Origin of the sequence: Frigoribacterium sp. NPDC087798 (genome assembly GCF_044742985.1) — a bacterium.
GTDB lineage: Bacteria > Actinomycetota > Actinomycetes > Actinomycetales > Microbacteriaceae > Frigoribacterium.
The window spans coordinates 704653-729647 of sequence record NZ_JBIUVP010000001.1; the positions used below are offsets into that span (position 1 = coordinate 704653).

A 24995-nucleotide genomic window follows, 5' to 3' on the forward strand; every position below is an offset into this window, starting at 1 on the left:
CACGTCGGGGCCGGGCTCAGGAGGCGTCGGCGATGTCGCGCTCGGCCGGGGGGCCCGCGGCGGTGCCGCGCTCGGCGACGACGCGCTGGCCGACGACGGCACTGACCCCGTCCTGACGCATCGAGACGCCGTAGAGCGCGTCGGCGATCTCCATCGTGCGCTTCTGGTGCGTGATGACGATCAGTTGGCTCGACTTGCGGAGGTCCTCGAAGATCGTCAACAACCGGCCGAGGTTGGCGTCGTCCAGGGCCGCCTCGACCTCGTCCATGATGTAGAACGGGCTCGGCCGGGCCTTGAAGATCGCGATCAGCAACGCCACGGCGGCCAACGACCGCTCGCCCCCGGACAGCAGCGAGAGCCGCTCGATCTTCTTGCCGGCGGGCTTCACCGTCACCTCGATCCCGGTCGCCAGCAGGTCGTCGGGGTCGGTCAGGTGGAGCGAACCGCTGCCCCCCGGGAAGAGGATCGGGAAGACCCGGTCGAAGGCGGCCTGGGTGTCGGCGAACGCGCTCGCGAAGATGGTCTGCATCTTGTCGTCGATCTCGTCGATGATCGTCAGCAGGTCCGCGCGGGTGCCGGTCAGGTCGGAGAGCTGCTCGGTCAGGAAGAGATGGCGCTGCTCGAGCGCCGCGAACTCCTCGAGGGCCAGGGGGTTCACCCGGCCGAGCCGGGCCAGCTTCTTCTCGGCCACGGCGAGCCGGCGCTGCTGCGTCGCCCGGTCGAAGGGCACGCCCCGAGGAGGCGCGGTGGCGGCCCCGGCGAGGGTCGCGTCGTCGAGGTCGGCGGCACCGTCGGCTCCCCGGGCGGCACGGCCAGCGCCCTCCCCCGCGGCGTCGTCCTCCCCCGCGGCGTCGTCCTCGCCCGCGGCGCCGTCCTCGCCCGCGGCGTCGACGTCGACCAGGTCGACCTCGTCGTCCACGGACGGGCGGGTCACGACGTCGTCGTCGCTCGGCACGAGGACGTGTGGGCCGTACTCGGCGACGAGGACGTCCTCGACGAGGCCGAGCTCGGAGCCGGCCCGTTCGAGCAGCCCGGACAGGTGAAGCGTCTTCTCGTAGATCTCCATCTCGAGGCCGTGCACGCTCTCGGTCACGGTGGCGAGCCGGTCGCGCAGCTCGCGCTCGGCTCCGCGGAGCGCCTGCAGCTCGGTGTTCTGCTCGGCCCGGGCCGCCTCGGCCTCCGCCAGGACCGCGCGCGCCTCGGCCACCGACCGGGCCGCGGCGTCCAGGGTCGGCGGCAGGGCCTCGAGCACCGACGACGTGGCGGCCATCTGGCGATGCCGCACCACCGTCTGACGGGCCTGGAGTTCGGCGGCCGCCCGCTGCTCGTCGAGTTGTCGCTGCAGGGCCTCGGCCCGGGCGATCTCGGCCCGGACCCGTTCGCGGACGGTCTCGAGGGCGATGCGGCGCTCGGTCTCGACGGCGCGCGCCGTCTCGACCTCTGCCAGCAGGCCGTCGCGCGCCGACGCGTCGAGCAGCGGACGCGGGCGGGCGGCGTGTTCGTCGTGGGCGGCCTCGGCGGCGTCGACGGCGCGGCTCGCGGCGTCGACGGCCTCGACCGGCGCGTCGAGCGCGACCGAGAGCCGATCGACCTCGGCCTCGGCGGCCTCGACCCGGGCACGCAGACGACCGAGCTGCTGCCCGTGGGAGGTGACCCGCGCCTCCTCGTCCCGGGCGGCGGCCACTGCCTCTTTCGCGCGGGTGCGCGTCATGGCGAGCCGTTCCCGGAGCTCGGCGAGCCCGGGAGCGAGCCGCTCGATCTCGGTGGCCACGCCGGTGAGCCGCTCGGCGGCCGCATCACGCTCGGCGACGAGCTCGAGACGCGACCGCTCGACGCCCGACCCGCCGCGCAGCACGTAGTCGGTCAGCACCTCGCCGGCCCGCGTGATGACGGTCACGGGGACCGGGTGGCCGGCGAGTGCCCGCCAGGCCGAGCGAGCGACCGCGAGGTCGTCGGCCACGACGGTGGCGGCCAGCAGTCCGAGCACCCCGGGAGGCGCGGTGACGACGGCCGTGGCGACGACGGTCCCGGCCGGGAGGTCGACGTCGAGCGTCGCCCGGGGCCGCTCGGGCTCGGCCACGACGACCTCGACCCGACCGAGCTCGGCCTCGGTGGCGTGCGCGACCGCATCGACGGCGGCCTCGACGTCGTCGGCCAGCACCGAGTCGACCACGCTGCCGAGAGCCGCCGCGACGGCGGCCTCGTAGCCGGGACTCACCTGCACGTGCTCGGCCACCAGGCCGCGGATGCCTGGTCGGGCCGCGGCGACCAGGGCGGCCGTGGCGTCGTTCTGGTCGAGGGCCAGCGAGAGCGCACTGCGGCGGGCCGCGAGGGCGTCGCGCTCACGCTCGGCCTCGTGCAGGCGGTCGCGCCGCTCGTCGATGCTCGCCGTGAGGGTCGACAGCTGTTCTTCGGCCTCGGCCTGGACGGCGGCGTGGTCGACGCCGTCGGCGTCGGCCCGCGGGGACCGCTGTTCGAGCTCGGCGTACTCGGCCCGCCCGGCGTCGCGACGCGCCTCGGCGGCCTCGAGTGCCGCGCGCTGCCGCAGCTGCTCGCCCCGGACGGCGGCGAGCCCCGACCGTGCCGCCTCGAGGGCACCGCGCAGGCGGGTGGCCTCGAGGTCGTGCTGCGAGACGAGGACGCTCTGGGCCTGGATCTCGACGTCGAGGGCGTCGAGGGACGCCCGGGCCGTGGCCAGGTCGGCCCCCGCCTCCCCCACCGCCGCCTCGGCCTGCGAGACGTCGCCGCGCAGGCGCTCGGCCTCGTCGCGGGCGTCGGCGACCATGCCCGAGCTGACGGTGGTCGCCACGGCGGGTCGGTCCCCCTGCTGGGCCAGCAGCTGGAGTCGCTGCTGCGCGAGGCTCGACAGGCTGCGCAGGCGCTCGTGGACCGATTCGAGTCCGAAGACCACCCGGCGGGCCTCGTCGACGGCGTCGCCGACCATGGCCTGCTCGAGGCGGTGCTCGCGCTGCTTGTTCTCGTCCAGGCGGCCCTGCAGGACGAGGCGCTCGCTCTTGCGCTCGGCCTCGTTGCTCGACCGGGCCGTGAGCGACTCGCGGAGGGCGACGACCTCGTCGGCCAGCAGACGGGCGCGGGCGTCGCGGACGACCGCCGCGATGGTCTGCGCCTCACGGGCGATCTCGGCCTGGCGCCCGAGCGGCTTGAGCTGGCGGCGGATCTCGCCTGCGAGGTCGCTGAGGCGCGTGAGGTTCGTCTGCATGGCCTCGAGCTTGCGGAGGGTCTTCTCCTTGCGACGACGGTGCTTGAGGATGCCGGCGGCCTCCTCGACGAAGCCCCGGCGGTCCTCGGGAGTGGCGCGCAACACGGCGTCGAGCTGCCCCTGCCCCACGATGACGTGCATCTCGCGGCCGAGGCCGGAGTCGCTGAGGAGCTCTTGCACGTCGAGCAGCCGACAGCCCTCGCCGTTGATGGCGTACTCGCTGCCCCCGTTGCGGAAGAGCGTCCGACTGATCGTCACCTCGGTGTAGTCGATGGGCAGGGCCCCGTCGGAGTTGTCGATCGTCAGCACGACCTGCGCCCGACCGAGCGGACCGCGGGTCGACGTGCCGGCGAAGATGACGTCCTCCATCTTGCCGCCGCGCAGGTTCTTCGCCCCCTGCTCGCCCATCACCCAGGCGAGGGCGTCGACGACGTTGCTCTTGCCCGAACCGTTCGGGCCGACGACGCAGGTGACCCCCGGCTCGAAGGCGAACGTGGTCGCGGAGGCGAACGACTTGAAGCCCTTGAGCGTGAGGCTCTTCAGGTACATGCGCCGCGCCTCCTCGGGACTCGTGACGGGTGGTGACCCGCGCTCAAGGATAGGGGCGGAGGCCCCGCGGACCGGGGAGGCGGACGCCCTCGGCCGTCGGGGTTCAGCGCGTGCGCACTCGCTGGCAGCGGGGGCAGAAGTGACTCGACCGGTTCATGAAGGCCTCGCGCACGATGAGCGTGCCGCACCGTGGGCACGGACGCCCCTGCTGCCCGTACGCGGCGAGGCTGTGGCTGAAATAGCCCGACTGGCCGTTGACGTTGACGTACTGGGCGTCGAAGCTCGTGCCCCCCTCGCCGAGGGCCTTGAGCAGCACGACCCGCACCTCGGCCAGCAGCACCCGCGCCCGAGCCCTCGACAACGACTCGGTGGGCTGTTCGGGGTGCACCCGCGCGGCCCAGAGGCTCTCGTCGGCGTAGATGTTGCCCACCCCGCTCAGCAGACCCTGGTCGAGGAGCGCCCGCTTCACCGCCGTGCGGCGGTCCAGCAGACGGGTGATCACCCGCGCTTCGTCGAAGGCCGGGTCGAGCGGGTCGCGCGCGATGTGCGAGACCTGCTGCGGGACGCGGCGCACCCAGGCGGCCGGGTCGGCGTCGGTGCCGACGGTCGTCGTGGCGGTCGTGGTGCCGGGTGTGGCCTCCCCCGCGGCCAGGACGTCGGAACCCAGGAGGCGCGGGCCGGCGAACCCCGCCGCGCGCCCGTCCAGGGTGGGCACCGTCTCGTCGAGGGCCATCGAGCCGAAGATGCGCTGGTCGACGAAGGCGAGCCGCACGGGGCCGAGCGACGGGCTCTCGACGTCGAGCCGGATGCGCATCAGACGGTCGGGCTCGGCATCCCGGCTGCGGAGCAACACCTGCCCGCTCATGCCGAGATGCGCGACCAGGGCCAGGGGCTGCTCGTGCCGCTCGACCGGTTCGAAGGGGAACCAGAGGAACTTGCCCCGGCGGACGGCCGAATCGATCGTGCCGCCGACGAGCCGGTCGACGAAGTCGTCGCTCGGACCACGGTGTCGCTTGAGCGACCGCTGGTCGAGCACCTCGACGGCCGTCACCACGGCGCCGGACACCACCGGGTGCAGACCGGCACGGACGACCTCGACCTCGGGCAGTTCGGGCACGGTCAGTCGACGGAGGCGGCGGCCCGACGGGCGGCGGCGACGCCGGCAGCCGACGCGTTGAGGGACGTCCACGCCCCGAGGGCGGCGGCCATCTCGGCCTGCTTCTTGCTGCTGCCGGACCCCTCGGCGACTCCCTGGTCGTCGCCCAGGGCGACGACGGCGTGGAACCGTTTGTCGTGGTCGGGCCCACTGTCGGTCACCGAGTACGAGGGCATGCCCCTGCCGAGGGTCGCTGCTAGTTCTTGCAGGCTGGTCTTGGGGTCCATCGCGGCGCCGAAGCGATCCGGGTCGACCAGCAGAGGAGCCACGAGACGCAGCACGAGCGCCGTGGCGGCTTCACCGCCGGCCTCGAGGTAGGTCGCCCCGATGATGGCCTCGACCGTGTCGGCCAGGATCGAGTGCTTGTCGCGACCACCGGTCAGCTCTTCGCCGCGACCGAGGCGCAGGTGCGGGCCGAGGCCGATGATCCGCGCCACCTCGGCCAGGGCGACGGTGCTGACCAGGCTGGCCCGACGCTTGGCGAGGTCGCCCTCGTCGAGGTCGGGGTTCTCGGTGAAGAGCATGACCGTGACGGCCTGGCCCAGGATCGAGTCGCCGAGGAACTCGAGGCGCTCGTTGTTGCCCACGCCGCCGTGCTCGTACGAGTACGACCGGTGGGTCAGCGCCTGGTCGATCAGGTCGTCGCTGAGCTCGATCTGCAGTCGGGACAAGAGAACAGCCCGGTCGGCACCAGGGCTCGACTCGGGCTGACTCATGCGCTCACCGCGAGGGTGGACGGGTTCACGTCGGTGATCAGACGTCGGCGACCTTGCGGCCCTTGTACTCCATGTACAGGGCGGTGCCGGCGCTGTCCTCGACGACCTTGGCACGGTGCGGGAGGCTGTAGGTGACCTTGCCGTTCTCGATCGTCTTGACGAGCTGGACCGGCGTGGCCTTCCACTGCGAACGACGAGCGTGCGTGTTGGAGCGTGACTGCTTGCGCTTCGGGACGGCCATGGGTTTCTCTTCTCTCTGTCGGCACCCTCGCGGGTGCCTGGGTCTGACGATGGTGGGTGACGCGGTGGTGTTCAGTGCTGCTCGTCGGCCGGGCGCTGGTCGTCGTGACCGGTGCCCTGTGACGTGCCGTCGGCGGGTGCCGATTCAGCCTGGAACCCTGCCAGTGCCGACCAGCGGGGGTCGGCGATCTCGCGGGGCTGGTAGTCGGGGATGTCGTCCACGCGCTCGCCCGTTTCGGGGTCGAGGCCCGGACAATCCGGCCGACAGACCGGCTGGAAGGGCAGTGACAGAACCACTGCGTCTCTGACCACGGGTTCAAGATCCACGTGATCGTCTTGAACCTGATAGTCAAAAGCTTCGTCGACATCGTACGCGAAAAGCTCGGCGAAATCGACTTCGACGGGCTCGGAGATGTCACGGAGGCACCGGCTGCACTCGCCGACCGCCGTGCCCGACACGTGTGCGGACACCAGGATGCCGTCGTGCAGCCCCTCGAGCTTGACGTCGATCGCGATCTCGGCACCCTTCGGCACCGAGATCTGGCCCTCGCCGAGTTTCTCGGGCACGACGACGTCGAGCTCGTGCTCGCGCATCTCGCCCGGACGGTGCACGAGGTCGAACACCGGGACGGTGTAGGGGGTCTGGGTGAAATGAGGCACGAACGAAGAGTTTACGCCGTCGAGCCGGACGCCGCCTCCGTGCCCCTGACGAGCGACCGCGGCGCGATCGTGGCGGTGAGACGCTGCCCCACGGACGAGGAGGCACGGAGCCCGGCGATGACCCGACGCGCGTCCTCCTGCACCTGTCGGGCGGCCGGTTCGGCTCCGAAGCGCTCGGCCTGCAGGGCGTCCAGCAGCGCGACGGACGCGGCCCGCGCCTCCTGGGCCGTGGCCGTCCGGCCGGCGGACGGTGCCGGTGAGGCCGTCGCCGCGGCACCGTCGCCGAGAGCCGCGAGTCGCTGCGCCAGCAGGTCGGCGACGGCCGGAGGGGTCATCGCGGCCGTCACCGGGACGCCGAGGTCCCGAGCGGTGTCGACCACCTCGTGCCAGGCGTGCAGGGCCAGGTCGGGAGGCGACGCCGACAGGCGGCGGCGACGGCGACCGGCCCGCAGCCCCGAGGGGACGACGAGGGCCGCCAGCGCGAGCGCCGCGAGCACCGACAGGGCGATCGTCGGCACGGGACCGCCGCCGGCTCCCTGGCCGGAGGCGGTGGACGTCGGCGTGGCACTCGCGCCCGGGGCCGCGCTCGTCGGGGCGGCCGACGCCGAGGGTGCCGTGCTCGCGTCGGGCGCGGTGCTGGCGTCGTCGCTCGGGACGTCGCTCGGTTCGACGCCGGTCTGCTGCAGGTACTGCTGCGGTGCGCCGAGGCCGACGGTCGGCTCGAAGGGGACCCACCCGAGTCCGGCGAAGTACAGCTCGGGCCAGGTGTGCAGGTCGTCGCTGCTGACCCGGAACGCGGCGTCGTCGCCGACGCCCTGCAGGTCGCCCGGCAGGAAGCCCACGGCCACCCGCGACGGGATGCCCAGCGTCCGCGCCATGACGGCCATCGCCGAGGCGAAGTGCACGCAGTACCCGCTGCGGACCTGCAGGAACGTCTCGATCGCGTCGAGGCCGCTGCCGTCGTAGCCGCGCTCGACCGGGGTGTCCTCCGAGTAGGTGAAGTCGCCGTCGCGGAAGAAGTCTTGCAGCTCGACGGCCGCGTCGAAGGGGTTCGCGGAACCGGCCGTCACCTGCGCCGCGAGGTCGGTGACGGACTGCGGCACCTCGTCCACCGAGAGATAGGGCGCCATGTCGGGCCCCGTGTCGTCGAGCGAGGCGACGACCTGCTCGGGGCTGGGATCGACGGGCCGGCTCGTCACCTCGTACTCGAGGCCCTGCGTGCCCTCGGAATCGCTGCGGACGGTGACGCCGCTCTCGTCGACGAACCGCCACCCGTCGTCCAGACCCTCGATGGTCGCGGGCGGCACCGGCACGGGCAGGTACGGGCTGCGGAGCGCCCCGATCGTGACGTCGGTCGTGACGTCGCGTCGAGCGGTGCCGGGGTCGATGCCGGGAGCGTCGGGCAGCGCGTCGAGCGTGTTGAGCGGGTCGAGCGGCACGTCGGCGGGGCTCCAGGTGCGGCCCGAGAAGTCGACGAGGTCGACGAGCTTGAGGTAGTTGCCCTGCGGGTCGTCGGTCCGGTACGACAGGACGGTGACCGGAGCCCCCCGCCGGAGGTCGTCGCCGAGGTCGATGATCGGGTTGACGCCGGTCGCGAGTCCGGTCCCAGTGCCCGAACCGGTCAACGGAGCCACGCCCGTGAGCGGGACGACGGCCGTCAGCAACCCCGCCACGGCGACCGACGCGGCGGCTCCGACGAGGCCGGCGCGCGAGGGTCGTCGGCCGGTGGACACCATCAGCAGCACCAGGAAGGCCAGCACGGTGGCCACCACCCAGGGCCAGCTCGTGACGACGCCCGGGACGAAGGTCGGCACCGCCAGCACGAGGGCGGGGAAGACCCCGGTCACGACCGGCAGCTGCCCCACCGACGACAACAGGTCGGTGACGACGGCGACGACGAGCACCGAGAGGGCGACCGTGACCAGCAGGCCGTCGTTGACCTCGACGGGGGCCGAGCCCTCGACGATCGCCGCGTTCGCCTGCGCGGACAGCTCGGGGAGGCGCGCGAAGGTGGCCCCCGTCGGCACGACGCCCAGCAGGGCCGTGCCGCCCGAGGCGAAGGCCGTCGTGACGAGGGCGCCCAGCACCGCTCCACCGACGACGCCCAGCCAGGAGGCGCCCCCCAGCGCCCGCACGACGAGGGAACCGCCCAGCACGACGGCGGCCACCACGGCCCCGGCCACCCACCAGCCGATCCCGACGAAGACGGGGTGCAGGCTCGCGAGCGACAGGACGAGCACGAGCCAGAGCAGGGCCGTGGTCTGCCCGCGGACGGCGCCCGTGGGCTCGGCACCGAAGAACCCCGTGCGGGTCGGCGACTCAGTCATCGAGGACTCCCGACGTCGTGATCAGGCGGCCGACGTCGACGCTCGAGTCGGTCTCGACGACCCGCCAGCCCGAGTCGCGCAGCGCACCGGCGACCTCGTCGGGGGCCAGCACGCGGTCGTCGGCCCGAGCACGACCGTCGGCGGGGCGGGTGGGTCGCGAGGTCAGGCCGGCGCCGAGGGGCAGCGCGGCCGTGACGACGACCGCGACCGCCGACGACCCGGGGGCCCTCGAGGCGACGAGCAGGTCGAGGTCGGGTCGGCCCAGCCCGGAGACGACCGCCACGACGGGCTCGCGGGGTGACGGGGCCGGAGCGGGCGCCCCGGGCGCGTCGTCGAGCCGCAGGTCGGCGAGGTCGTCGAGGAACATCGTGGTCGAGTCGGGATCGTGCCGGGCGACGAGCGTGCCGCCGGGTGTCGTCAGCACGGTCGCCGAGCCCGCGTGGCCCACCTCGACCGCGACCGTCGCGGCGAACGACACCGCCCATTCGAAGGCGTCGCTGACGAGAGGAATCGCGGCCGTCGCCGCCCTGACCCCGACCCTGCTCGTCGGGGGCAGGGTCGGACGGGCGTCCGGCCATCCCTCGGCCGCGACGGCGATGACGACCCGCGCACTCGGCAGGCCGTGCTGCTCTTCTTGCCGCACCATGAGCTCGCCGTGCCGCGCCGTGGCCTTCCAGTGCACCCGTCGCATCGGATCGCCCCGGCGGTACTCGCGGGTGACCGGATCGTCCTCGCCGCCGGCCAGGCTGTGCTCGCGCTGACGCCTCGACCCGTCGCCCAGCGCACGGGACTCGCGGCCGAGTCCCACCTCGACGACCTCGGGCACCACGACGAACTCCGCCACGCCGGAGGCCACGACCCGTCGACGGGCCACGCCGTACGACTCGACGAGGTCGACGTGCAGCGGGCCGATGCGGTGTCGGCCGCGCGGCAGGTCGTGGTGGCGGAAGACCGCCGAGGAGGCGCGGCCCGGCACCAACAGGACGGCTGCGGCCTCGGCGTCGGACAGTCGTCCGAACGGCAGCTGCTCGCGGACCCGCACGGTGCCGGAGGTCCGCCCCCCACGAGGGAGGACCGCGACCGTCTCGACGGCGGACCACCCCGCGACGCCCCGGTCGGGAGTGAAGCGACGGGTGACCCGCACGTCGGCCGTGCGGAACAGCAAGGAGATCGTGACGGCCACGATGAGCACGACCAGGGTCGTGCCGGCGAAGACGAGGGCGGGGGCCTGGAGCAGCCAGCCCACGAGCACGACCAGCACCCCGGCGGCGAGCACGCCGACGCCACGGCCGGTCGGCCTGGGGACCCCACCCCGTCCCATGCTCAGCGCGCGTCGGCCGCGTCGCCGAGCGGGACGGCGGTCTGCTCGACGATCTCGGCCACGAGGTCGTAGGCCGCCGAGGCGGCACCGGCACCGGCTCGACCGGCGAGGATCACCCGGTGACCGAGGACGGGACCGGAGAGGGCGTCGACGTCGTCGGGGACCACGTAGCCGCGGCCGTTGAGCGCGGCCCAGGACTTCGCCGCGCGCATGAGCTGCAGGGTCGCGCGGGGACTGGCCCCGAGCCGCACGTCGGGGTGGACCCGGGTCGCCTGGACGATCCGCACGGCGTACTCCTCGACGGCCTGGGCGGTGTAGACGGTGCGGACGGCGGCGATCATGCGCGTGAGCTCGTCGAGCGACACCAGCGGGCGCAGGGTGTCGAGAGGGCTGACCCGCTCGCGTTGCTGCAGCATGCGCAGCTCGCTGCGGGCGTCCGGGTACCCCAGCGAGATGCGGGCCATGAACCGGTCGCGCTGGGCCTCGGGCAGGTTGTAGGTGCCCTCCATCTCGACGGGGTTCTGCGTCGCCACGACGAGGAAGGGCGACGGGAGGGGATGCGTGATGCCGTCGACCGTCACCTGGCGCTCTTCGAGGCTCTCGAGCAGCGCCGACTGCGTCTTCGGCGAGGCACGGTTGATCTCGTCGCCGATGACGACGTTGGCGAAGACCGGACCGGGCTTGAACTCGAAGCCGCCGCTCTGCCGGTCGTAGACCGAGACGCCCGTGATGTCGCTCGGCAGCAGGTCGGGGGTGAACTGGATGCGGGTCACGGTCGCGTCGACGGCCTTGGCGAGCGCTCGGGCGAGCTGGGTCTTGCCGACGCCGGGGACGTCCTCGATCAGCAGGTGGCCCTCGGCGAGCAACACGGTCAGCGCCGTCGAGATGGCGCCGTCCTTGCCGTCGATGACGGTGGCCACGGCCTCGAGGACGCCCCGTGCCCGCTGCTGGACCTCGTCGAGCGACATCGTGGGACCGGAGCCGGCCGCCCGGACGGCGGCGGGCTCGACGGTGGGGTCGTTGGTCGTGGTCATCGCGGCGTCCTCGTCGGGTGGGGTCGGGGTCAGGTCGTGCTGAGGTAGGCGGCGACGGCCGCCGGCACGTAGGGCGACACGTCGCCGCCGAGCGAGGCCACCTGTCGCACCAGCGAGCTCGACACGTGCGCGTGGGCGGGATCGGGCAGCAAGAAGACGGTCTCGACACCGGCCAGACTGCGGTTCATGATCGCCATCGGGGTCTCGTAGGCGACGTCGACCTGCGAGCGGATGCCCTTGACGAGCACGCTCGCCCCGACCTCGGTGCAGTAGTCGACGAGCAACCCGACGCTCCAGCTGTGCACCGTGACGGTGTCGGGCAGCCCCGCCGCCCGGAGCGACTCGGTGAGCAACGAGACCCGCTGCGCCAGGGGCAACAACGCGCTCTTCTCGGGGTTGTGCACCACGAGGACGTGGACCTCGTCGAAGATGTTGGCGGCCCGGGCGATCACGTCCACGTGACCGAGGGTCACCGGGTCGAACGAACCCGGGACGACGGCGATCCTGCTCATCCGGTCACTGTAGCCCGCCGACCCCGGACGGATGCCCAGGGCGAGGACCGGGTCGAGGACGCGTCACGCGTCACCACCGGCTCAGTTCTTGCCCATGGCCTCGCGGCCCCGGTCGTCGAGGCGCCGCGCGATGGCGGCGGCGAGGGCGGGGTGGTCGACCAGGCGGGGATCGGCGTCGAGGACCTCGGCCGCGTGCTCGCGGGCGAGTCCGATGAGGTCGCCGTCGCGGGCGACCCTCAGCAGCCGGAGCGACGAGCGGCCGCCCGACTGGAGGTTGCCGAGCACGTCGCCCTCTCGGCGCAGGTCGAGGTCGACCTGCGCGAGTTCGAAGCCGTCGAGCGTGGCCGCGACCGCGTCGACCCGCTCGCGGGCCACGGTGTCGGCCGCCGCGTGGGTGACGAGCAGGCAGAGGCCCGGGTGGCCGCCACGGCCGACGCGGCCGCGCAGCTGGTGGAGCTGCGAGACGCCGAAGCGGTCGGCGTCGAGCACGACCATGGTCGAGGCGTTCGGCACGTCGACCCCCACCTCGACGACCGTCGTCGCGACGAGGACGTCGATGTCGCCGGCCGCGAAGCGGCGCATGACGTCGTCCTTCTCGTCGGACGACATGCGGCCGTGCAGGGGCTCGACCCGCAGGCCCTGCAGCACGGGGATGGTGGGGACCCGGGCCATGACCCCCTCGACGCTGGCGCGTTCCGGTGCCGGTGCGTCGGAGGGCTCGGCGCCGTCGGGGTCGTCACCGGGCGCGACCTCGGCGTCGGGCGGGTCACCCGGTTCGGCCGTCACCGCGTCGATCGCCGGGCACACGACGAAGACCTGTCGCCCCTTCGCGACCTCTTCGGCCGAGCGTTGCCAGATGCGGCCGCCCCAGGTCGGGTGGTCGGCGAGGGGGACGACGAACGACTCGATCGGCTGACGGCCCTTCGGCAGCTCGGCGATGGTCGAGACGTCGAGGTCGCCGAAGACCGTCATGGCCACGGTGCGCGGGATCGGCGTCGCCGTGAGGACGAGCACGTGCGGCGGCGTGGCGCCCTTCTTGCGGAGCGCCTCGCGTTGGTCGACGCCGAAGCGGTGCTGCTCGTCGACGACGACGAGGCCGAGGTCGAAGAACTCGACGGCCTCGCTGATCAGTGCGTGGGTGCCCACCACGACGTGCGCCTGCCCGCTGACGATGGAGAGCAGGGCCTTCTTGCGCTGGGCCACCGTCATCTGGCCGGTCAGCAGGGTCGGGCGCAGTCGGGCGGCGAGGTCGGGCCCGAGGGTGGCCGTGATCGACCGCAGGTGCTGGGCCGCGAGCACCTCGGTCGGAGCCAGCAGGGCCGACTGGCCACCGCTCTCGGCCACGGCGAGCATCGCCCGGAGGGCGACGAGGGTCTTGCCCGAGCCGACCTCGCCCTGCACGAGGCGGTTCATGGGCACCTCGGCCTCGAGGTCGCGGGTGATCTCGTCGCCGACCAGGCGCTGGTCACCCGTCCGCTCGAACGGCAGGGCCGCGTCGAAGGCGGCGAGCAGGCCGTCGGCGGCCGCACGACGGGGGGTCGCGGCCGATCGACGCACGAGGGCCCGCTGTTGGAGCAGCGCGCTCTGCAGTACGAAGGCCTCGTCGAACCGCAGGGTGTCACGAGCCGTGAGGTGGTCACGATCGCTCTCGGGCCGGTGGATGCGCTCGTACGCCTCGGACACGGGCATGAGGTCGAGCTCGGACCGGACCGACGCCGGCACCGCGTCGTCGATCGGCGGCAGTCCGTCGAGCAGCACCTCGACCGACTTCTGCACCTGCCAGGACGCCACGGAGGCGCTGGCCGGGTAGATCGGGATGGGCTGCTTCGCCCACTTCTGGGCCTGCTGGTCGCCGACCCCGGCGACGGCCTCGTGCGAGGCGTCGAAGAGCTCGTAGTCGGGGTGCGCGAGCTGACGGAGCCCCCGGTAGTCGCCGACCTTGCCCGCGAAGATGCCGCGGGCGCCGGGCACGAGGTCCTTCGCCCGCCAGGCCTGGTTGAAGAAGGTGAGCGTGAGGATGCCCTGGCCGTCGCCGATGCGCACCTCGAGGATCGACCCGCGCCGGGCCCGCATCGTGCGTTCGCGGACGTCGAGCACCTGGGCGACGATGGTGACGGACTCGCCGAGCGGCAGCTGGTCGAGGGCCGTGAGCTCGCCCCGACGGGCGTAGCGCCGAGGGAAGTGCGTCAGCAGGTCGCCGACCGTGCGCAGGCCGAAGGCCTTCTGCAGGGCGGTGGCCGTCCGGCCGCCGAGGGCCCCGGCCAGCGACGCGTCGAGGGGTGAGTCGGGCACGCACACCACGCTAGCGCGCGCCCCCGACAGCGCCCGCCCCCGGCGGACGCGCCGCCCGGCGTCAGAGGGTGAAGGAGTACCCGCCGGAGGCGCGGGTCGCCTTCGCGAGGTCGGCCCCGTGCCCGTCGTCGTTGACCTCGAGGGCCCTCAGCTGCCGCCCCACCCCGCGCGCCGACTGCTTGCAGAAGCCGACGGCGAGGTGACGCTCCGCGTCGGAGTCGGCCCGCGCCTCCTGGAGGGCCGTCGAGGCCCGCGACAGGACGGCCGTCTGCGCGTAGATGCCGCTCGCCGCGTCGGCGAGGCGCTTCTGCACGAGCTGCTTCTCCTGCACCTTCTTGCCGTGCTTGCGGAGGGCGCCCTCGGTGCGCTCGCGCAGCCGCGAGACCTGGTCGCCGAGCTCGGCGGCCTGCTTGGCGAGCGCGGGATGGACCCCGACCGGCCGTTCGGGCCGGATGCGGCGCTGGACGCGGCCGGCGACGTACGGCGCGAGTACCCCGAGCGCCCGCCCGGGGTCGCCGATGCGGAGCGACGCCACGTCGGGCAGCTCCTCGCTGAGGGTCTTGAGCCCGTTGAGGGCGACGAACGCGCGGAGGACGTCGTTGGCCCCCTCGAAGATCGGGAAGATCCGGAAGTCGCGCAGGGCCTTCGACAGCGGGTGACCTTCCATGTACGCCTCGCCGCCGTGCAGCTGGACGGCCCGGTTGAGGGCGTACCAGCCGGTGTCGCTCGCCGCGACCTTGGTCAGGGCGGACTCCAGGGCGAAGTCGGTGTCGCCGCGGTCGACGAGGCCCGTGGTCAGGTACGACATCGATTCGACGCCGTAGATCTGCTGGGTCATCCACGCGAGCTTGTCGCCGACCATCTCGAAGTCCGCGAGCGGTCTGCCGAACTGGTGCCGCGCCTCCGTGTGCTCGAGGCTCAGCTCGAGGAACCGCTTCATGCCGCCCGCGATGGCCGTGCCCATCGACATGCGACCGTTGTTGAGCGTGTTGACGGCGATGCGGAAGCCGTCACCGGGCTCGCCCAGCAGGTTCTCGGCGGGCACGCGCACGTCCTTGAAGTGCACCCGCTGCAGGTGGTTGGCCTTGAGGCCGTGCGTCTCGAACCGCGGGCCGGCGCTCAGCCCCTCCATGCCCTTCTCGACGATGAGCGCGACGTGCCCGAGGTCGCTCTGCGCGAAGACCGTCAGGACGTCCTTGTCGCCGTTGCCGATCCACCGCTTCTCTCCGTTCAGCAGCCAGCTGCCGTCGCTCTGCCGCTCGGCGCGGGTCTCGAGCGCGTAGGCGTCGCTGCCCACGTTCGGCTCGGTGAGCACGAACGCCGCGAGCTTGCGGCCGCTCGCCAGGTCGGGCAGCCAGCGGGCCTTCTGGTCGTCGGTGCCGAAGAGGTGCAGCGGCTTGGTGCCGATCGACTGGTGCACCCCCATCACCGTGGCCAGGGTGCCGTCGACCCGACCGAACTCCTCGTACACGCGGCAGTAGGCGCTCTGGCCGAGCCCGAGGCCGCCGTACTCCTCGGCGACGAAGAGTCCCATCAGGCCCCGCTCGCCCAGCTCGCGCACCAGGTCGTCGCCGATCCACCCCTCGCGTTCCGCCTTCAGCGGGTCGTAGCCGGCGAGCACCTCGCGGGCGGACGCGGACACCGTCTCGACCCGGGACTTCTCGGCCGCCGTCATGTGCGGGTACGGGAAGGCGAGTTCGGAGGCGATGCGCCCCGCGAACAGCGACTTGGTGAACGAGGGCCTCACGGTGCGATCGACGCTGGTCATGGGACCCGATGCTGCCGACGCGGGCGGGCGGCGACAACTCGGTTGTGCAGGTCCGACGACCGGGCGCGGGAGTCGACGGTCGCGCGTTGTCGGGATGCTCGAACCCGACGGGCGACGGGTGGCTGGCGCCGACCTGGCAAGGTTGACCCCATGTCCCGCATCATCTCCGGCTTCGCCGACAACCTCTCGCTCGTCGTCCCCAAGGTCGGGACGCGGCCCACGAGCGACCGGGTCCGCGAGGCGCTGTTCTCGTCGCTGGACGCGCGCGACGAGATCCGGGGTCGGCGCGTCCTCGACCTCTACGCCGGGACGGGCGGCCTCGGGCTCGAGGCGGCGTCGCGAGGAGCCGCCTCGGTCGTGCTGGTCGAGAAGGCCCCGGCCGCCGCGAAGGTGCTGCGTCGCAACGTCGAGTCGGTGCTGGCCCGGGCTCCCCGCCCGCCGCGCGGCACTCCCCCGCGCGTCGACGTCGTAACCCAGCCCGTGCGGTCCTACCTCGAGGGCGGCTCGGCTCTCGTCGACCTCGTCTTCTTCGACCCGCCCTACGAGTTGTCGGCCGCCGACCTCACCGCCGACCTCACGGCCCTGCTGCCCTCGCTCGACGATCAGGCCCTCGTCGTCGTCGAGCGCGCCTCGCGCGACGGCGAACCGGGCTGGCCCGAGGGCCTCACCCTCGACGTGAAGAAGCAGTACGGCGACACGACCGTCTGGTTCGCGCTGCGCGACTGACCCCCCGCAGGAGGCGCGGGTCGGCTCGTCAGCCCTGCGCCCCCGACCACAGGCGGTACGGGTCCCACCCGCCGGCCTCGCCGGGTTCGGAACCGTCGACGGTGACGCGGGGCGCGCCTCCTGCCGGGTCACGGACCGTGCCGACGGCGCGGAACCCACCGGGCAACGCCACGTCGGGCGGGAACGTGGCGAACAGGGAGTGGTCCTCACCACCCGAGAGCGCGAGCCGTGGATCGTCGCCGAGGGCAGGGGCACACAAGTCGACCACGACACCGCTGGCGCGGGCCACCCGGCCGGCGTCGAGGGCGAGGCCGTCCGACAGGTCGAGCATGGCGGTCGCCCCCGCCAGCGCCGCCGAACGGCCGTCGGCCACGGGCGGGGTCGGGGCGAGGTGCCAGCCGACGTCCGGGTCGCGCTCGCGCAGGGCGGCGGCCGCGGCGGTGTCGGGCGACCCGTCGTGGTCGACGCCGAGACGGAACAGCAGGTCGAGCCCCCGCGCCGAGCGGCCGAGCGCGCCCGACACGGCGACGACGTCGCCGACGCGCGCCCCGTCCCGCCGCACGGGCGTGCGCCCCTCGAGGTCACCGAACGCCGTCACCGCGACCGTGAAGGTCGGCGACACCGAGAGGTCGCCGCCGACGACCCCCGCGCCCGGGGCCATCACGGAACAACCCGCGCGCAGACCGTCCGCGAAGGCCTCGAGTTCGGTGACGCCCGTGTCGCCCGGCACCGCGAGGGCGACCACCAGCGCCGTGGGCCGAGCGCCCATCGCCGCGACGTCGGACAGGTTCGACGCCGCGGCCTTCCAGCCGAGGTCGTACGACGTCGACCACGCGCGCCGGAAGTCGGGGCCGTGCACCATGAGGTCGGTCGTCACGACGAACCGACCGTCGGGCGCCGCGACGACGGCGGCGTCGTCACCGGGACCGAGCAGCGTGTCGTCGCCGCGGGGCAGGCGGGGCAGGATGCGGGCGAGGGTGGCGAGCTCGCCGACGCCCTCGACGGTGTCGGCGTCGTCCGGGCGGGGGTCCGTGGAGCGTCGTTCCATGTGCTGAACGGTAGCCTGGATGCGATGTCGAACCCGTCCTCGCGCCTCACCGCGCGCCTCCGTCCCCGCCTTCGCGTCCCGGCCCTCGTGCTCGTCGGGGCCGGTCTCGCGACGACGCTCGTCGGCTGCTCGCAAGCGGTCCCGATGCAGCCCGCCGCCGGGGCGAACGACCCGGCCTGCGCGCAGGTCACCGTCCACCTGCCCGAGGTCGTCGACGACGGGCAGGACCGCCGCGAGACCGACGCGCAGGCGACGGGCGCCTGGGGTTCGCCGACGAGCGTGCTGCTGCACTGCGGCGTCGAGACGCCCGCCGTGTCCGACCTGCCCTGCTACGACATCCAGGGCGTGGACTGGCTCGTCGACCAGGACCCCGACGACGCCGAGACCTCGATCCTCACCACGTACGGCCGTGAGCCGGGCGTGCAGGTGATCGTCGACACCACCAAGGCGAACGGCGGCAACGTGCTGCGCGACCTGGCCGACTCGGTCGGCTACCTGCCGAACGACGGCAAGGAGTGCGTCGGCGCGGGCGACCTGCCGGGCTCGGCCGGATCGGCCGACGACCCGTCGGCGACACCCACGCCGTAGGCCCGGTGGCCGGGACGGACGGGCTCCGTCAGCGCTCGGTCTCGAGGCCGAGGGCGATGAGCTCGTCGATCAGCTCGGGGTAGCTGAGTCCGCTCGCGAGCCAGCAGGCGGGGAACATCGAGATGGGCGTGAAGCCGGGCATCGTGTTGACCTCGTTGACTACCCAGCCGTCGTCGGTCAAGAAGAAGTCGACGCGGGCGAGGCCCGTGCCGTCGATGGCCTCGAAGGCCAGAGCGGCGAGACGCTGCATCTCGGTCAGGTCGCCGGGTGCGAGGTCGGCGGGGCAGACCAGGTCGGCCCCGGGGGCGCCGAGGTACTTCGACTCGAAGTCGTAGAACGTGTCGCCGGCGAGGACGATCTCGCCCGCGACCGAGGTGCGGGGAGGCGCGCCGTCGCGTCCGCCGAGCACGGCGCACTCGATCTCGCGGCCGACGACCGCGGACTCGACGAGCACCTTGTGGTCCTCGGCGAAGGCCTTCCGCATGGCCGCCGGGAGGCCGGCGGGCGAGTCGACGCGCGACACCCCCACGCTCGACCCGGCTCGGGCGGGCTTGACGAACATCGGGTAACCGAGCGCCTCGACGTCGGCGGCCACGCGCTCGGGCGCGGCGTCCCAGTCCCGACGACGCACGGTGCGCCAGGGGGCGACGACCACGCCGGCGGCCTGCAGCACGGTCTTGGTGAAGTGCTTGTCCATGCCGAGCGACGAGGCGAGCACGCCCGCGCCGACGTAGGGCAACCCGGTCAGCTCGAGCAGACCCTGCACCGTGCCGTCCTCGCCGAACGGACCGTGCAGGATCGGGAACACCACGTCCACCTCGCCCAGCAGGCGCGTCGTGCCGTCGGGCTCGGTGACGGTCAGCTCGCGGGTGGTGGACGACTCGGGCCAGTGGACGCGGGTGCCGTTGTCGACGACGGTCGGCAGCGTCTCGGCGTCGAGCTCGAACCGTGCGGCGTCGTCGGGCTGGAGCGTGAACGCCCCCTCGACGGTGATGCCCACGGGCACCACGTCGTAGCGGGAGCGGTCGATCGCCGAGAGGACTCCCCCGGCCGTCGCGCAGCTGATCGAGTGCTCGCTCGAGCGGCCGCCGAAGAGGACGACCACGACGGTCTTCGCCACCCCGGGTGTCGAGGCACCGACGGACGAGGCGTCGTTCGCGGCGACGCGCGGGGTCGTGGTGGGCTCGGTGCTCGCCATGAGGGGCCTTTCGTCGGTGTCACGGCCCGCGGGCCGACCCGCGGTGGGCGGGCTCTGGTCGTCACGCCTCCCGGCACGACCGACCAGCGGTCACTCGCCCTGCGGCTCGTCCGTCTCGGTCAGGTGCGGGGCGATGTTGCGCGGGTCGAGTGTACCGGCGAGCACCTCGGCCACCTGCTGGACGATGGGCATGTCGACGCCGCGGGACCGCGCGAGTTCGAGGATGGGAGCGACCGAGGCCAGTCCCTCGGCGGTCTGGTTCATCTGGCGCACGACGTCGCCGAAGGCGTAACCCTGCCCGAGCAGTCGTCCCGCGGTGTTGTTGCGCGAGAGGGGCGACTCGCACGTGGCGATGAGGTCGCCCAGGCCGGCGAGACCGGCGAGGGTCTCGGCCTTGGCCCCGAACGACACCGCGAACGCGGTCATCTCGGCGAGTCCGCGCGTGATGATCGAGGCCTTGGTGTTCTCGCCGTACCCCACGCCGTCGACGATGCCGATGGCGACCGCGATGAGGTTCTTGAGGACCCCGCCGAACTCGGTGCCGATCACGTCGGTGTTGACGAACGAACGGAAGTACGGGTTGGTGGCGGTGGCCGCGACCAGGGTCGCGGTGTCGAGGCTGTACGACGACACGACCGCGGCCGTGGGCTGCCGCTTCGCGATCTCGAGGGCGAGGTTGGGCCCCGACGCGACGGCGATCAGGTCGCGGTCGATGCCGAGCTCGGCCTCGATCACCTCGCTCATGCGCAACCCGGTGGCCTTCTCGACGCCCTTCATCAGGCTGACGACCGGCACGCCGGACGGGACCATGCCGCGGATCGCGGTCAGGTTGTCGCGGAGCGTCTGGCTGGGGACCGACAGGTAGACCTGCTCGGCACCCGCCAGAGCCTGTTCGACCGAGGGGGTGGCGACGAGGGTGCGGGGCAGGTTGATGCCCGGCAGGTAGTCGCTGTTGCGCTTGCTCTCGGTGATCTCGCGGGCCACCTCGGGACGGCGGGCCCAGAGCGTGACGTCCGCGCCCCCCTCGGCGAGGACCTTGGCGAAGGTCGTGCCCCAGCTGCCCGACCCCAGGACGGCGACCCGGCGCGGGATGGAGTCGCGCATGACGATCGAGATCGCCTCGGTCGTGACCGCCCCTTCCCCGAGGGCCTCGATGGCGCCTTCGCGTGACTCGGAGCTACTCAAAGCGGCCTGTCTCCTTCTGGTGGTTCTTGGTGGGGTTCCAGCGTTCGGGGGGTGCCTTCTCGCCCCGCAGCCGCTCGACCAGCTCGGTGACGGCGTCCATCACCAGGGCGGTGGCGGCCGTGACCGAGGCCTGGTCGAGGGAACGATCGCGGAAGGCCGAGAGGTCGACGGGGTCGCCGATCACGACGGTGATGCGCTTCCGCGGGAAGGCGTGCAGCCGACTCGAGTAGCGACCCATGAGGTGCTGACTGCCCCAGTGCGCCATCGGGACGAGCGGCACCCCGGCGGCGAGGGCGAGGCGCACGGCACCGCTCTTGCCCTTCATGGGCCAGAGGTCGGGGTCGCGGGTGAGGGTGCCCTCGGGGTAGACGATCACGCCACCGCCCCGGGCGACGAGCAGACGCCCGGCCGCCAGGGGGTCGTGGTCGTGGGTGCGACCCGCCCGCTCGACGGGGATGTGCCCCATCGCGTGCATCATGCGACCGAAGACGGGGACCCGGAAGAGGGACGCCTTCGCGAGGAAGCGAGGCACCCGCCCGAGGGACCACATCACACGGCCCACGACCACCGGGTCGATGTTCGTGTAGTGGTTCGGGGTCAGCACGAACGCACCCTCGGCCGGCAGCTTGTCGCCGTCGACGATGTCGATCCGGGCCATCAGGTCGAAGAGCGGTGCCGCCGGGGTCGCGAGGACGCGGAAGAACGCACCCTTCTCCTTGCGACGCCTCCGCGCCGGGACCGGGACGACGGGAGCGTCGGGGTCGGCTGTCGACACCGGCCGATCAGCCCTTGAAGTCGAAGTCGGCGCCCAGCTTGCGCAGCTTCGCGATGAAGTGCTCGTAGCCGCGGCTGATGATGCCGACGTTGCTGATCTTGGACTCGCCCTCGGCGGTCAGGGCCGCGATGAGGTGGCTGAAGCCGCCCCGCAGGTCGGGAACGCGGATGTCGGCACCGTGCAGGGCCGTCGGTCCGTTGATGACCGCGGCCTGCTCGAACTCGCGACGCGCGACGCGACGGTCGTGGTCGGGCAGTCCGTCCTTGTGCACCGTGATGTCGGCGCCCATGTCGTTGAGGGCCTCGGTGAACTGGAAGCGGTTCTCGTAGACCGTCTCGTGCACGACCGAGGTGCCCTGCGCCTGCGTCAGGGCGACGATGAGCGGCTGCTGCCAGTCGGTCATGAACCCGGGGTGGACGTCGGTCTCGACGACGACGGGCTTGAGCTCGCCACCGGGGTGGAAGAAGCGGATGCCGTCCTCGTGGACGTCGAAGTCGCCGCCGACCTTGCGGAAGACGTTGAGGAACGTCATCAGGTCTTTCTGGTCGGCGCCCTCGACGAAGATGTCGCCCTTGGTCGCGAGTGCGGCCGAGGCCCAGCTCGCGGCCTCGTTGCGGTCGTTGATCGCCCGGTGCGTGTAGCCGCGGAGCTTCTCGACGCCCTCGATGAAGATCACGCGGTTCGGCTCGACCGAGACGACGGCGCCCATCTTCTGCAGGATCGCGATGAGGTCCATGATCTCGGGCTCGATGGCGGCGTTGCGCAGCTCGGTGACGCCCTTGGCGAGGACCGCGGTCAGCAGCACCTGCTCGGTGGCCCCGACGCTCGGGTAGGGCAGCTCGATGTTGGCACCGGTGAGCCCGTCGGGCGCGGTGAGGTGGATGCCGTTGTACGACTTGTCGACGACGGCGCCGAAGGCGCGGAGGGCGTCGAGGTGGAAGTCGATGGGCCGGTCGCCGATGCGGCAGCCGCCGAGGTCGGGGATGAACGCCTCGCCCAGGCGGTGCAACAGCGGCCCGCAGAAGAGGATCGGGATGCGGCTCGACCCGGCGTGGGCGTCGATCTCGGCGAAGTGGGCGGACTCGACGTTGGACGGGTCGAGGATCATCTCGCCGCGGGCCGGGTCGGTGATGCGCACCCCGTGGACCGAGAGGAGGCCGCGGACGACGTTGACGTCGCTGATGTCGGGGACGTCCTTGAGGATGCTGGGGGTGTCTCCCAGGAGGGCGGCGACCATGGCCTTCGTGGCGAGGTTCTTGGCACCGCGCACCTCGATGCGACCGATCAGCGGTTTGCCGCCCCGGATGACGATCTCATCGGAGGTGAGCCCCACACGGGCACCTGCTGCTGCTGCGTCTTGGACGAGAGAGTTCACTTACTTCACCGGCAATGTCTTCGGGCGCCAGGCGGCGCGGCGGGATTCGAATTCTGTGATGGCCGCTTCGTCGCGGAGGGTCAGGCCGATGTCGTCGAGGCCTTCGAGGAGTCGCCACTTAGTGTAGGCATCGACTTCGAATCCGACGGTGAGGCTGCCGACCGTGGCGGTCTGCGCCACGAGGTCGACCGTGATCTCGACGCCCGGCTGCCGGTCGATCTCGGCCCAGATGCGCTCGACATCGTCCTCGGCGACGGCCGCCGCGAGGAGCCCCTGTTTGCCGGAGTTGCCTCGGAAGATGTCGCCGAACCGCGAGCTGATGATCACGTCGAAGCCGAAGTCGCGCAGCGCCCAGACGGCGTGCTCACGGCTCGAGCCGGTGCCGAAGTCGGGACCCGCGACGAGGACGCGCGCGCCCTGGAAATCGGGTCGGTTCAACACGAACTCGGGGTCGTTGCGCCACCCGAAGAAGAGGGCGTCCTCGAAGCCGGTCTTGGTGACCCGTTTGAGGAACTGAGCCGGGATGATCTGGTCGGTGTCGACGTTCGAGCGCTTCAGCGGCGCGGCGACACCGGTGACGGTGGTGAACTTCTGCATCAGCGGACCCCTGCCCGATCGGTGCCGTCGGCGAGGACGGGTTCGTCGGACGTGCGGACGGCCGTGGAGGCCGCCGCGTCGTCGTCGGCCTGGAGGTCCCACGGCGAGGACAGCGTCCCGCGCACCGCGGTGGCCGCGGCGACGAGGGGCGACACGAGGTGCGTCCGACCGCCCTTGCCCTGGCGACCCTCGAAGTTGCGGTTCGAGGTCGACGCGCATCGCTCGCCCGGTGCGAGCTGGTCGGGGTTCATGCCCAGGCACATCGAGCACCCGGCGAAGCGCCACTCGGCACCGAAGGCGGTGAAGACCTCGTCGAGCCCCTCGGCCTCGGCCTCGAGGCGGACGCGAGCCGACCCCGGCACGACCATGACGCGCACGCCCTCGGCCTTGGTGCGCCCGCGGATGATCGACGCGAACGCCCGGAGGTCTTCGATGCGGCTGTTGGTGCACGACCCCATGAACACCGCGTCGACCGGGATGGCCTTCATCGGCGTGCCGGCCTCGAGGGCCATGTACTCGAGCGCCCGCGTCGCCGCGGCCTTCTCGTTGGGGTCGACGACGGTCTCGGGGTCGGGCACGGAGTCGCTGAGCGACACGCCCTGGCCCGGGTTGGTGCCCCACGTGACGAAGGGCTCGAGCGTGTCGGCGTCGAGGAAGATCTCGGCGTCGAACACCGCGTCGTCGTCGGTCGGCAGGGTGTCCCAGTAGGCGATCGCCTCGTCCCAGTCGGCACCCGTGGGGGCGTGCGGACGACCCTGCAGGTAGTCGTACGTGGTCTGGTCGGGAGCGACCATGCCGGCCCGGGCACCCGCCTCGATCGACATGTTGCAGATCGTCATGCGCCCCTCCATCGAGAGGGCGCGGATCGCGCTGCCGCGGTACTCGAGCACGTAGCCCTGCCCGCCGCCGGTGCCGATCTGCGCGATGACGGCGAGGATGATGTCCTTCGCGGTGACGCCGGGGCGCAGCGTGCCCTCGACGGTGACCGCCATCGTCTTGAAGGGCTTCAGCGGCAGGGTCTGCGTCGCCATGACGTGCTCGACCTCGCTGGTGCCGATGCCGAAGGCCATGGCGCCGAAGGCCCCGTGGGTCGAGGTGTGCGAGTCGCCGCAGACGACGGTGATGCCCGGCATGGTCAGTCCGAGCTGCGGGCCGACGACGTGCACGATGCCCTGCTCGGCGTCGCCCAACGGGTGCAGGCGGACGCCGAACTCGGCCGTGTTGCGACGGAGCGTCTCGATCTGCGTGCGACTGGTGAGGTCGGCGATCGGCTTGTCGATCGCCAGGGTGGGCGTGTTGTGGTCTTCGGTGGCGATAGTCAGGTCGGTGCGACGCAGCGGCCGATCGGCCTGGCGCAGTCCGTCGAACGCCTGGGGGCTGGTGACCTCGTGCACGAGGTGGAGGTCGATGTAGAGAAGGTCGGGGGCGCCGTCTTCGCCCTTGACGACGACGTGGTCGTCCCACACTTTCTCGGCCAGCGTCCTACCCACGGGCACGCCCCTTCTCCTGTATCGACGGAAAGATGATCCGTGGAGTCTACGCCAGTGCCTCCGGCACGTTTCTCGACGGTCGTGGGGTGAACCCCGCCCCGAGGGCGGCCATTCCCGGCGCACCCGGGGGCTGCGGCGAGCGCGTGGGACGAGGGCTCCGAATAGCATGACGACACCCGTCGGGCGGACGACGGCTGCGCTCGACGAGGAGGCCGACC

At 72.6% G+C, this 24995-nt stretch carries 20 protein-coding genes; 2 read left to right on the forward strand and 18 right to left on the reverse strand.

Annotated features, from left to right (window positions below):
- Nucleotides 1-16: 16 nt before the first annotated feature.
- The 11 genes from ACIOSR_RS03300 to ACIOSR_RS03350 form a co-directional block, all read right to left on the reverse strand.
- Nucleotides 17-3769: a chromosome segregation SMC family protein gene (locus tag ACIOSR_RS03300; protein ID WP_402751831.1), complete on the reverse strand. Its 3753-nt coding sequence runs from the start codon at nucleotides 3767-3769 to the stop codon at nucleotides 17-19.
- Between the two features lie 103 nt (nucleotides 3770-3872).
- On the reverse strand, nucleotides 3873-4886 hold the full coding sequence (locus ACIOSR_RS03305; protein ID WP_123570358.1) for an Fpg/Nei family DNA glycosylase: 1014 nt from the start codon (nucleotides 4884-4886) through the stop codon (nucleotides 3873-3875).
- Nucleotides 4887-4888: 2 nt separating this feature from the next.
- Nucleotides 4889-5641 carry a ribonuclease III gene (gene rnc, locus ACIOSR_RS03310; RefSeq protein WP_056046210.1) on the reverse strand — a complete coding sequence of 251 codons (753 nt, stop codon included), beginning with the start codon at nucleotides 5639-5641 and terminating at the stop codon, nucleotides 4889-4891.
- Nucleotides 5642-5678: 37 nt separating this feature from the next.
- Nucleotides 5679-5882 (reverse strand): 50S ribosomal protein L32, encoded by a 204-nt coding sequence (rpmF, locus tag ACIOSR_RS03315; protein ID WP_043593937.1) that lies wholly within the window; start codon nucleotides 5880-5882, stop codon nucleotides 5679-5681.
- Between the two features lie 71 nt (nucleotides 5883-5953).
- Entirely contained in the window at nucleotides 5954-6475 is a 522-nt protein-coding gene (locus ACIOSR_RS03320) for a DUF177 domain-containing protein (protein ID WP_082452364.1), read from the reverse strand.
- Nucleotides 6476-6552: 77 nt separating this feature from the next.
- Nucleotides 6553-8868 carry a transglutaminaseTgpA domain-containing protein gene (locus tag ACIOSR_RS03325; protein ID WP_402751832.1) on the reverse strand — a complete coding sequence of 772 codons (2316 nt, stop codon included), beginning with the start codon at nucleotides 8866-8868 and terminating at the stop codon, nucleotides 6553-6555.
- Nucleotides 8861-10189, reverse strand: a complete 1329-nt coding sequence (locus ACIOSR_RS03330; protein WP_402751833.1) for a DUF58 domain-containing protein — start codon at nucleotides 10187-10189, stop codon at nucleotides 8861-8863. Before ACIOSR_RS03330 ends, ACIOSR_RS03325 begins: the two co-directional genes overlap by 8 nt.
- A gap of 2 nt (nucleotides 10190-10191) precedes the next feature.
- Nucleotides 10192-11223, reverse strand: coding sequence for a MoxR family ATPase (locus ACIOSR_RS03335; protein ID WP_369794384.1), 1032 nt, complete (start codon nucleotides 11221-11223; stop codon nucleotides 10192-10194).
- A gap of 29 nt (nucleotides 11224-11252) precedes the next feature.
- Nucleotides 11253-11735 (reverse strand): pantetheine-phosphate adenylyltransferase, encoded by a 483-nt coding sequence (coaD, locus tag ACIOSR_RS03340; protein WP_056046215.1) that lies wholly within the window; start codon nucleotides 11733-11735, stop codon nucleotides 11253-11255.
- 81 nt (nucleotides 11736-11816) lie between these two features.
- A complete protein-coding gene (locus tag ACIOSR_RS03345) occupies nucleotides 11817-14027 on the reverse strand; it encodes an ATP-dependent DNA helicase RecG (RefSeq protein ID WP_402751834.1) in 2211 nt (736 codons plus the stop codon).
- Between the two features lie 61 nt (nucleotides 14028-14088).
- Complete coding sequence (locus ACIOSR_RS03350) at nucleotides 14089-15795, reverse strand: acyl-CoA dehydrogenase family protein (RefSeq protein WP_159826261.1); 1707 nt, start codon at nucleotides 15793-15795, stop codon at nucleotides 14089-14091.
- A gap of 150 nt (nucleotides 15796-15945) precedes the next feature.
- Here ACIOSR_RS03350 and rsmD point away from each other — a divergent pair, with 150 nt between their 5' ends.
- Entirely contained in the window at nucleotides 15946-16521 is a 576-nt protein-coding gene (gene rsmD / locus ACIOSR_RS03355) for a 16S rRNA (guanine(966)-N(2))-methyltransferase RsmD (protein WP_173151107.1), read from the forward strand.
- A 28-nt stretch (nucleotides 16522-16549) separates the two neighbouring features.
- Here rsmD and thiL read toward each other — a convergent pair whose 3' ends face one another.
- Nucleotides 16550-17569, reverse strand: a complete 1020-nt coding sequence (gene thiL, locus ACIOSR_RS03360) for a thiamine-phosphate kinase (RefSeq protein WP_402751835.1) — start codon at nucleotides 17567-17569, stop codon at nucleotides 16550-16552.
- A gap of 24 nt (nucleotides 17570-17593) precedes the next feature.
- Between thiL and ACIOSR_RS03365 the strand changes: the two genes are divergently transcribed.
- Nucleotides 17594-18157, forward strand: a complete 564-nt coding sequence (locus ACIOSR_RS03365; protein WP_056046223.1) for a DUF3515 family protein — start codon at nucleotides 17594-17596, stop codon at nucleotides 18155-18157.
- Between the two features lie 28 nt (nucleotides 18158-18185).
- Here the strand turns inward: ACIOSR_RS03365 and ACIOSR_RS03370 are convergent, their stop codons facing one another.
- The 6 genes from ACIOSR_RS03370 to leuC all read right to left on the reverse strand — a co-directional run bounded on the left by ACIOSR_RS03370 (nucleotide 18186) and on the right by leuC (nucleotide 24777).
- The gene (locus ACIOSR_RS03370; protein WP_056047669.1) at nucleotides 18186-19277 is read right to left on the reverse strand and encodes a D-alanine--D-alanine ligase family protein; all 1092 of its coding nucleotides are present in this window, start codon (nucleotides 19275-19277) and stop codon (nucleotides 18186-18188) included.
- Nucleotides 19278-19445: 168 nt separating this feature from the next.
- Nucleotides 19446-20459: an NAD(P)H-dependent glycerol-3-phosphate dehydrogenase gene (locus ACIOSR_RS03375; RefSeq protein ID WP_043594016.1), complete on the reverse strand. Its 1014-nt coding sequence runs from the start codon at nucleotides 20457-20459 to the stop codon at nucleotides 19446-19448.
- A gap of 73 nt (nucleotides 20460-20532) precedes the next feature.
- Nucleotides 20533-21315, reverse strand: a complete 783-nt coding sequence (locus tag ACIOSR_RS03380) for a lysophospholipid acyltransferase family protein (protein ID WP_402751836.1) — start codon at nucleotides 21313-21315, stop codon at nucleotides 20533-20535.
- A 7-nt stretch (nucleotides 21316-21322) separates the two neighbouring features.
- Nucleotides 21323-22690 (reverse strand): UDP-N-acetylglucosamine 1-carboxyvinyltransferase, encoded by a 1368-nt coding sequence (gene murA / locus ACIOSR_RS03385; RefSeq protein ID WP_043593953.1) that lies wholly within the window; start codon nucleotides 22688-22690, stop codon nucleotides 21323-21325.
- Complete coding sequence (gene leuD, locus ACIOSR_RS03390) at nucleotides 22691-23287, reverse strand: 3-isopropylmalate dehydratase small subunit (RefSeq protein WP_402751837.1); 597 nt, start codon at nucleotides 23285-23287, stop codon at nucleotides 22691-22693.
- Nucleotides 23287-24777 (reverse strand): 3-isopropylmalate dehydratase large subunit, encoded by a 1491-nt coding sequence (leuC, locus tag ACIOSR_RS03395; protein WP_159828509.1) that lies wholly within the window; start codon nucleotides 24775-24777, stop codon nucleotides 23287-23289. The genes leuD and leuC overlap by 1 nt, the downstream gene beginning before the upstream one ends.
- Nucleotides 24778-24995 lie beyond the last annotated feature (218 nt).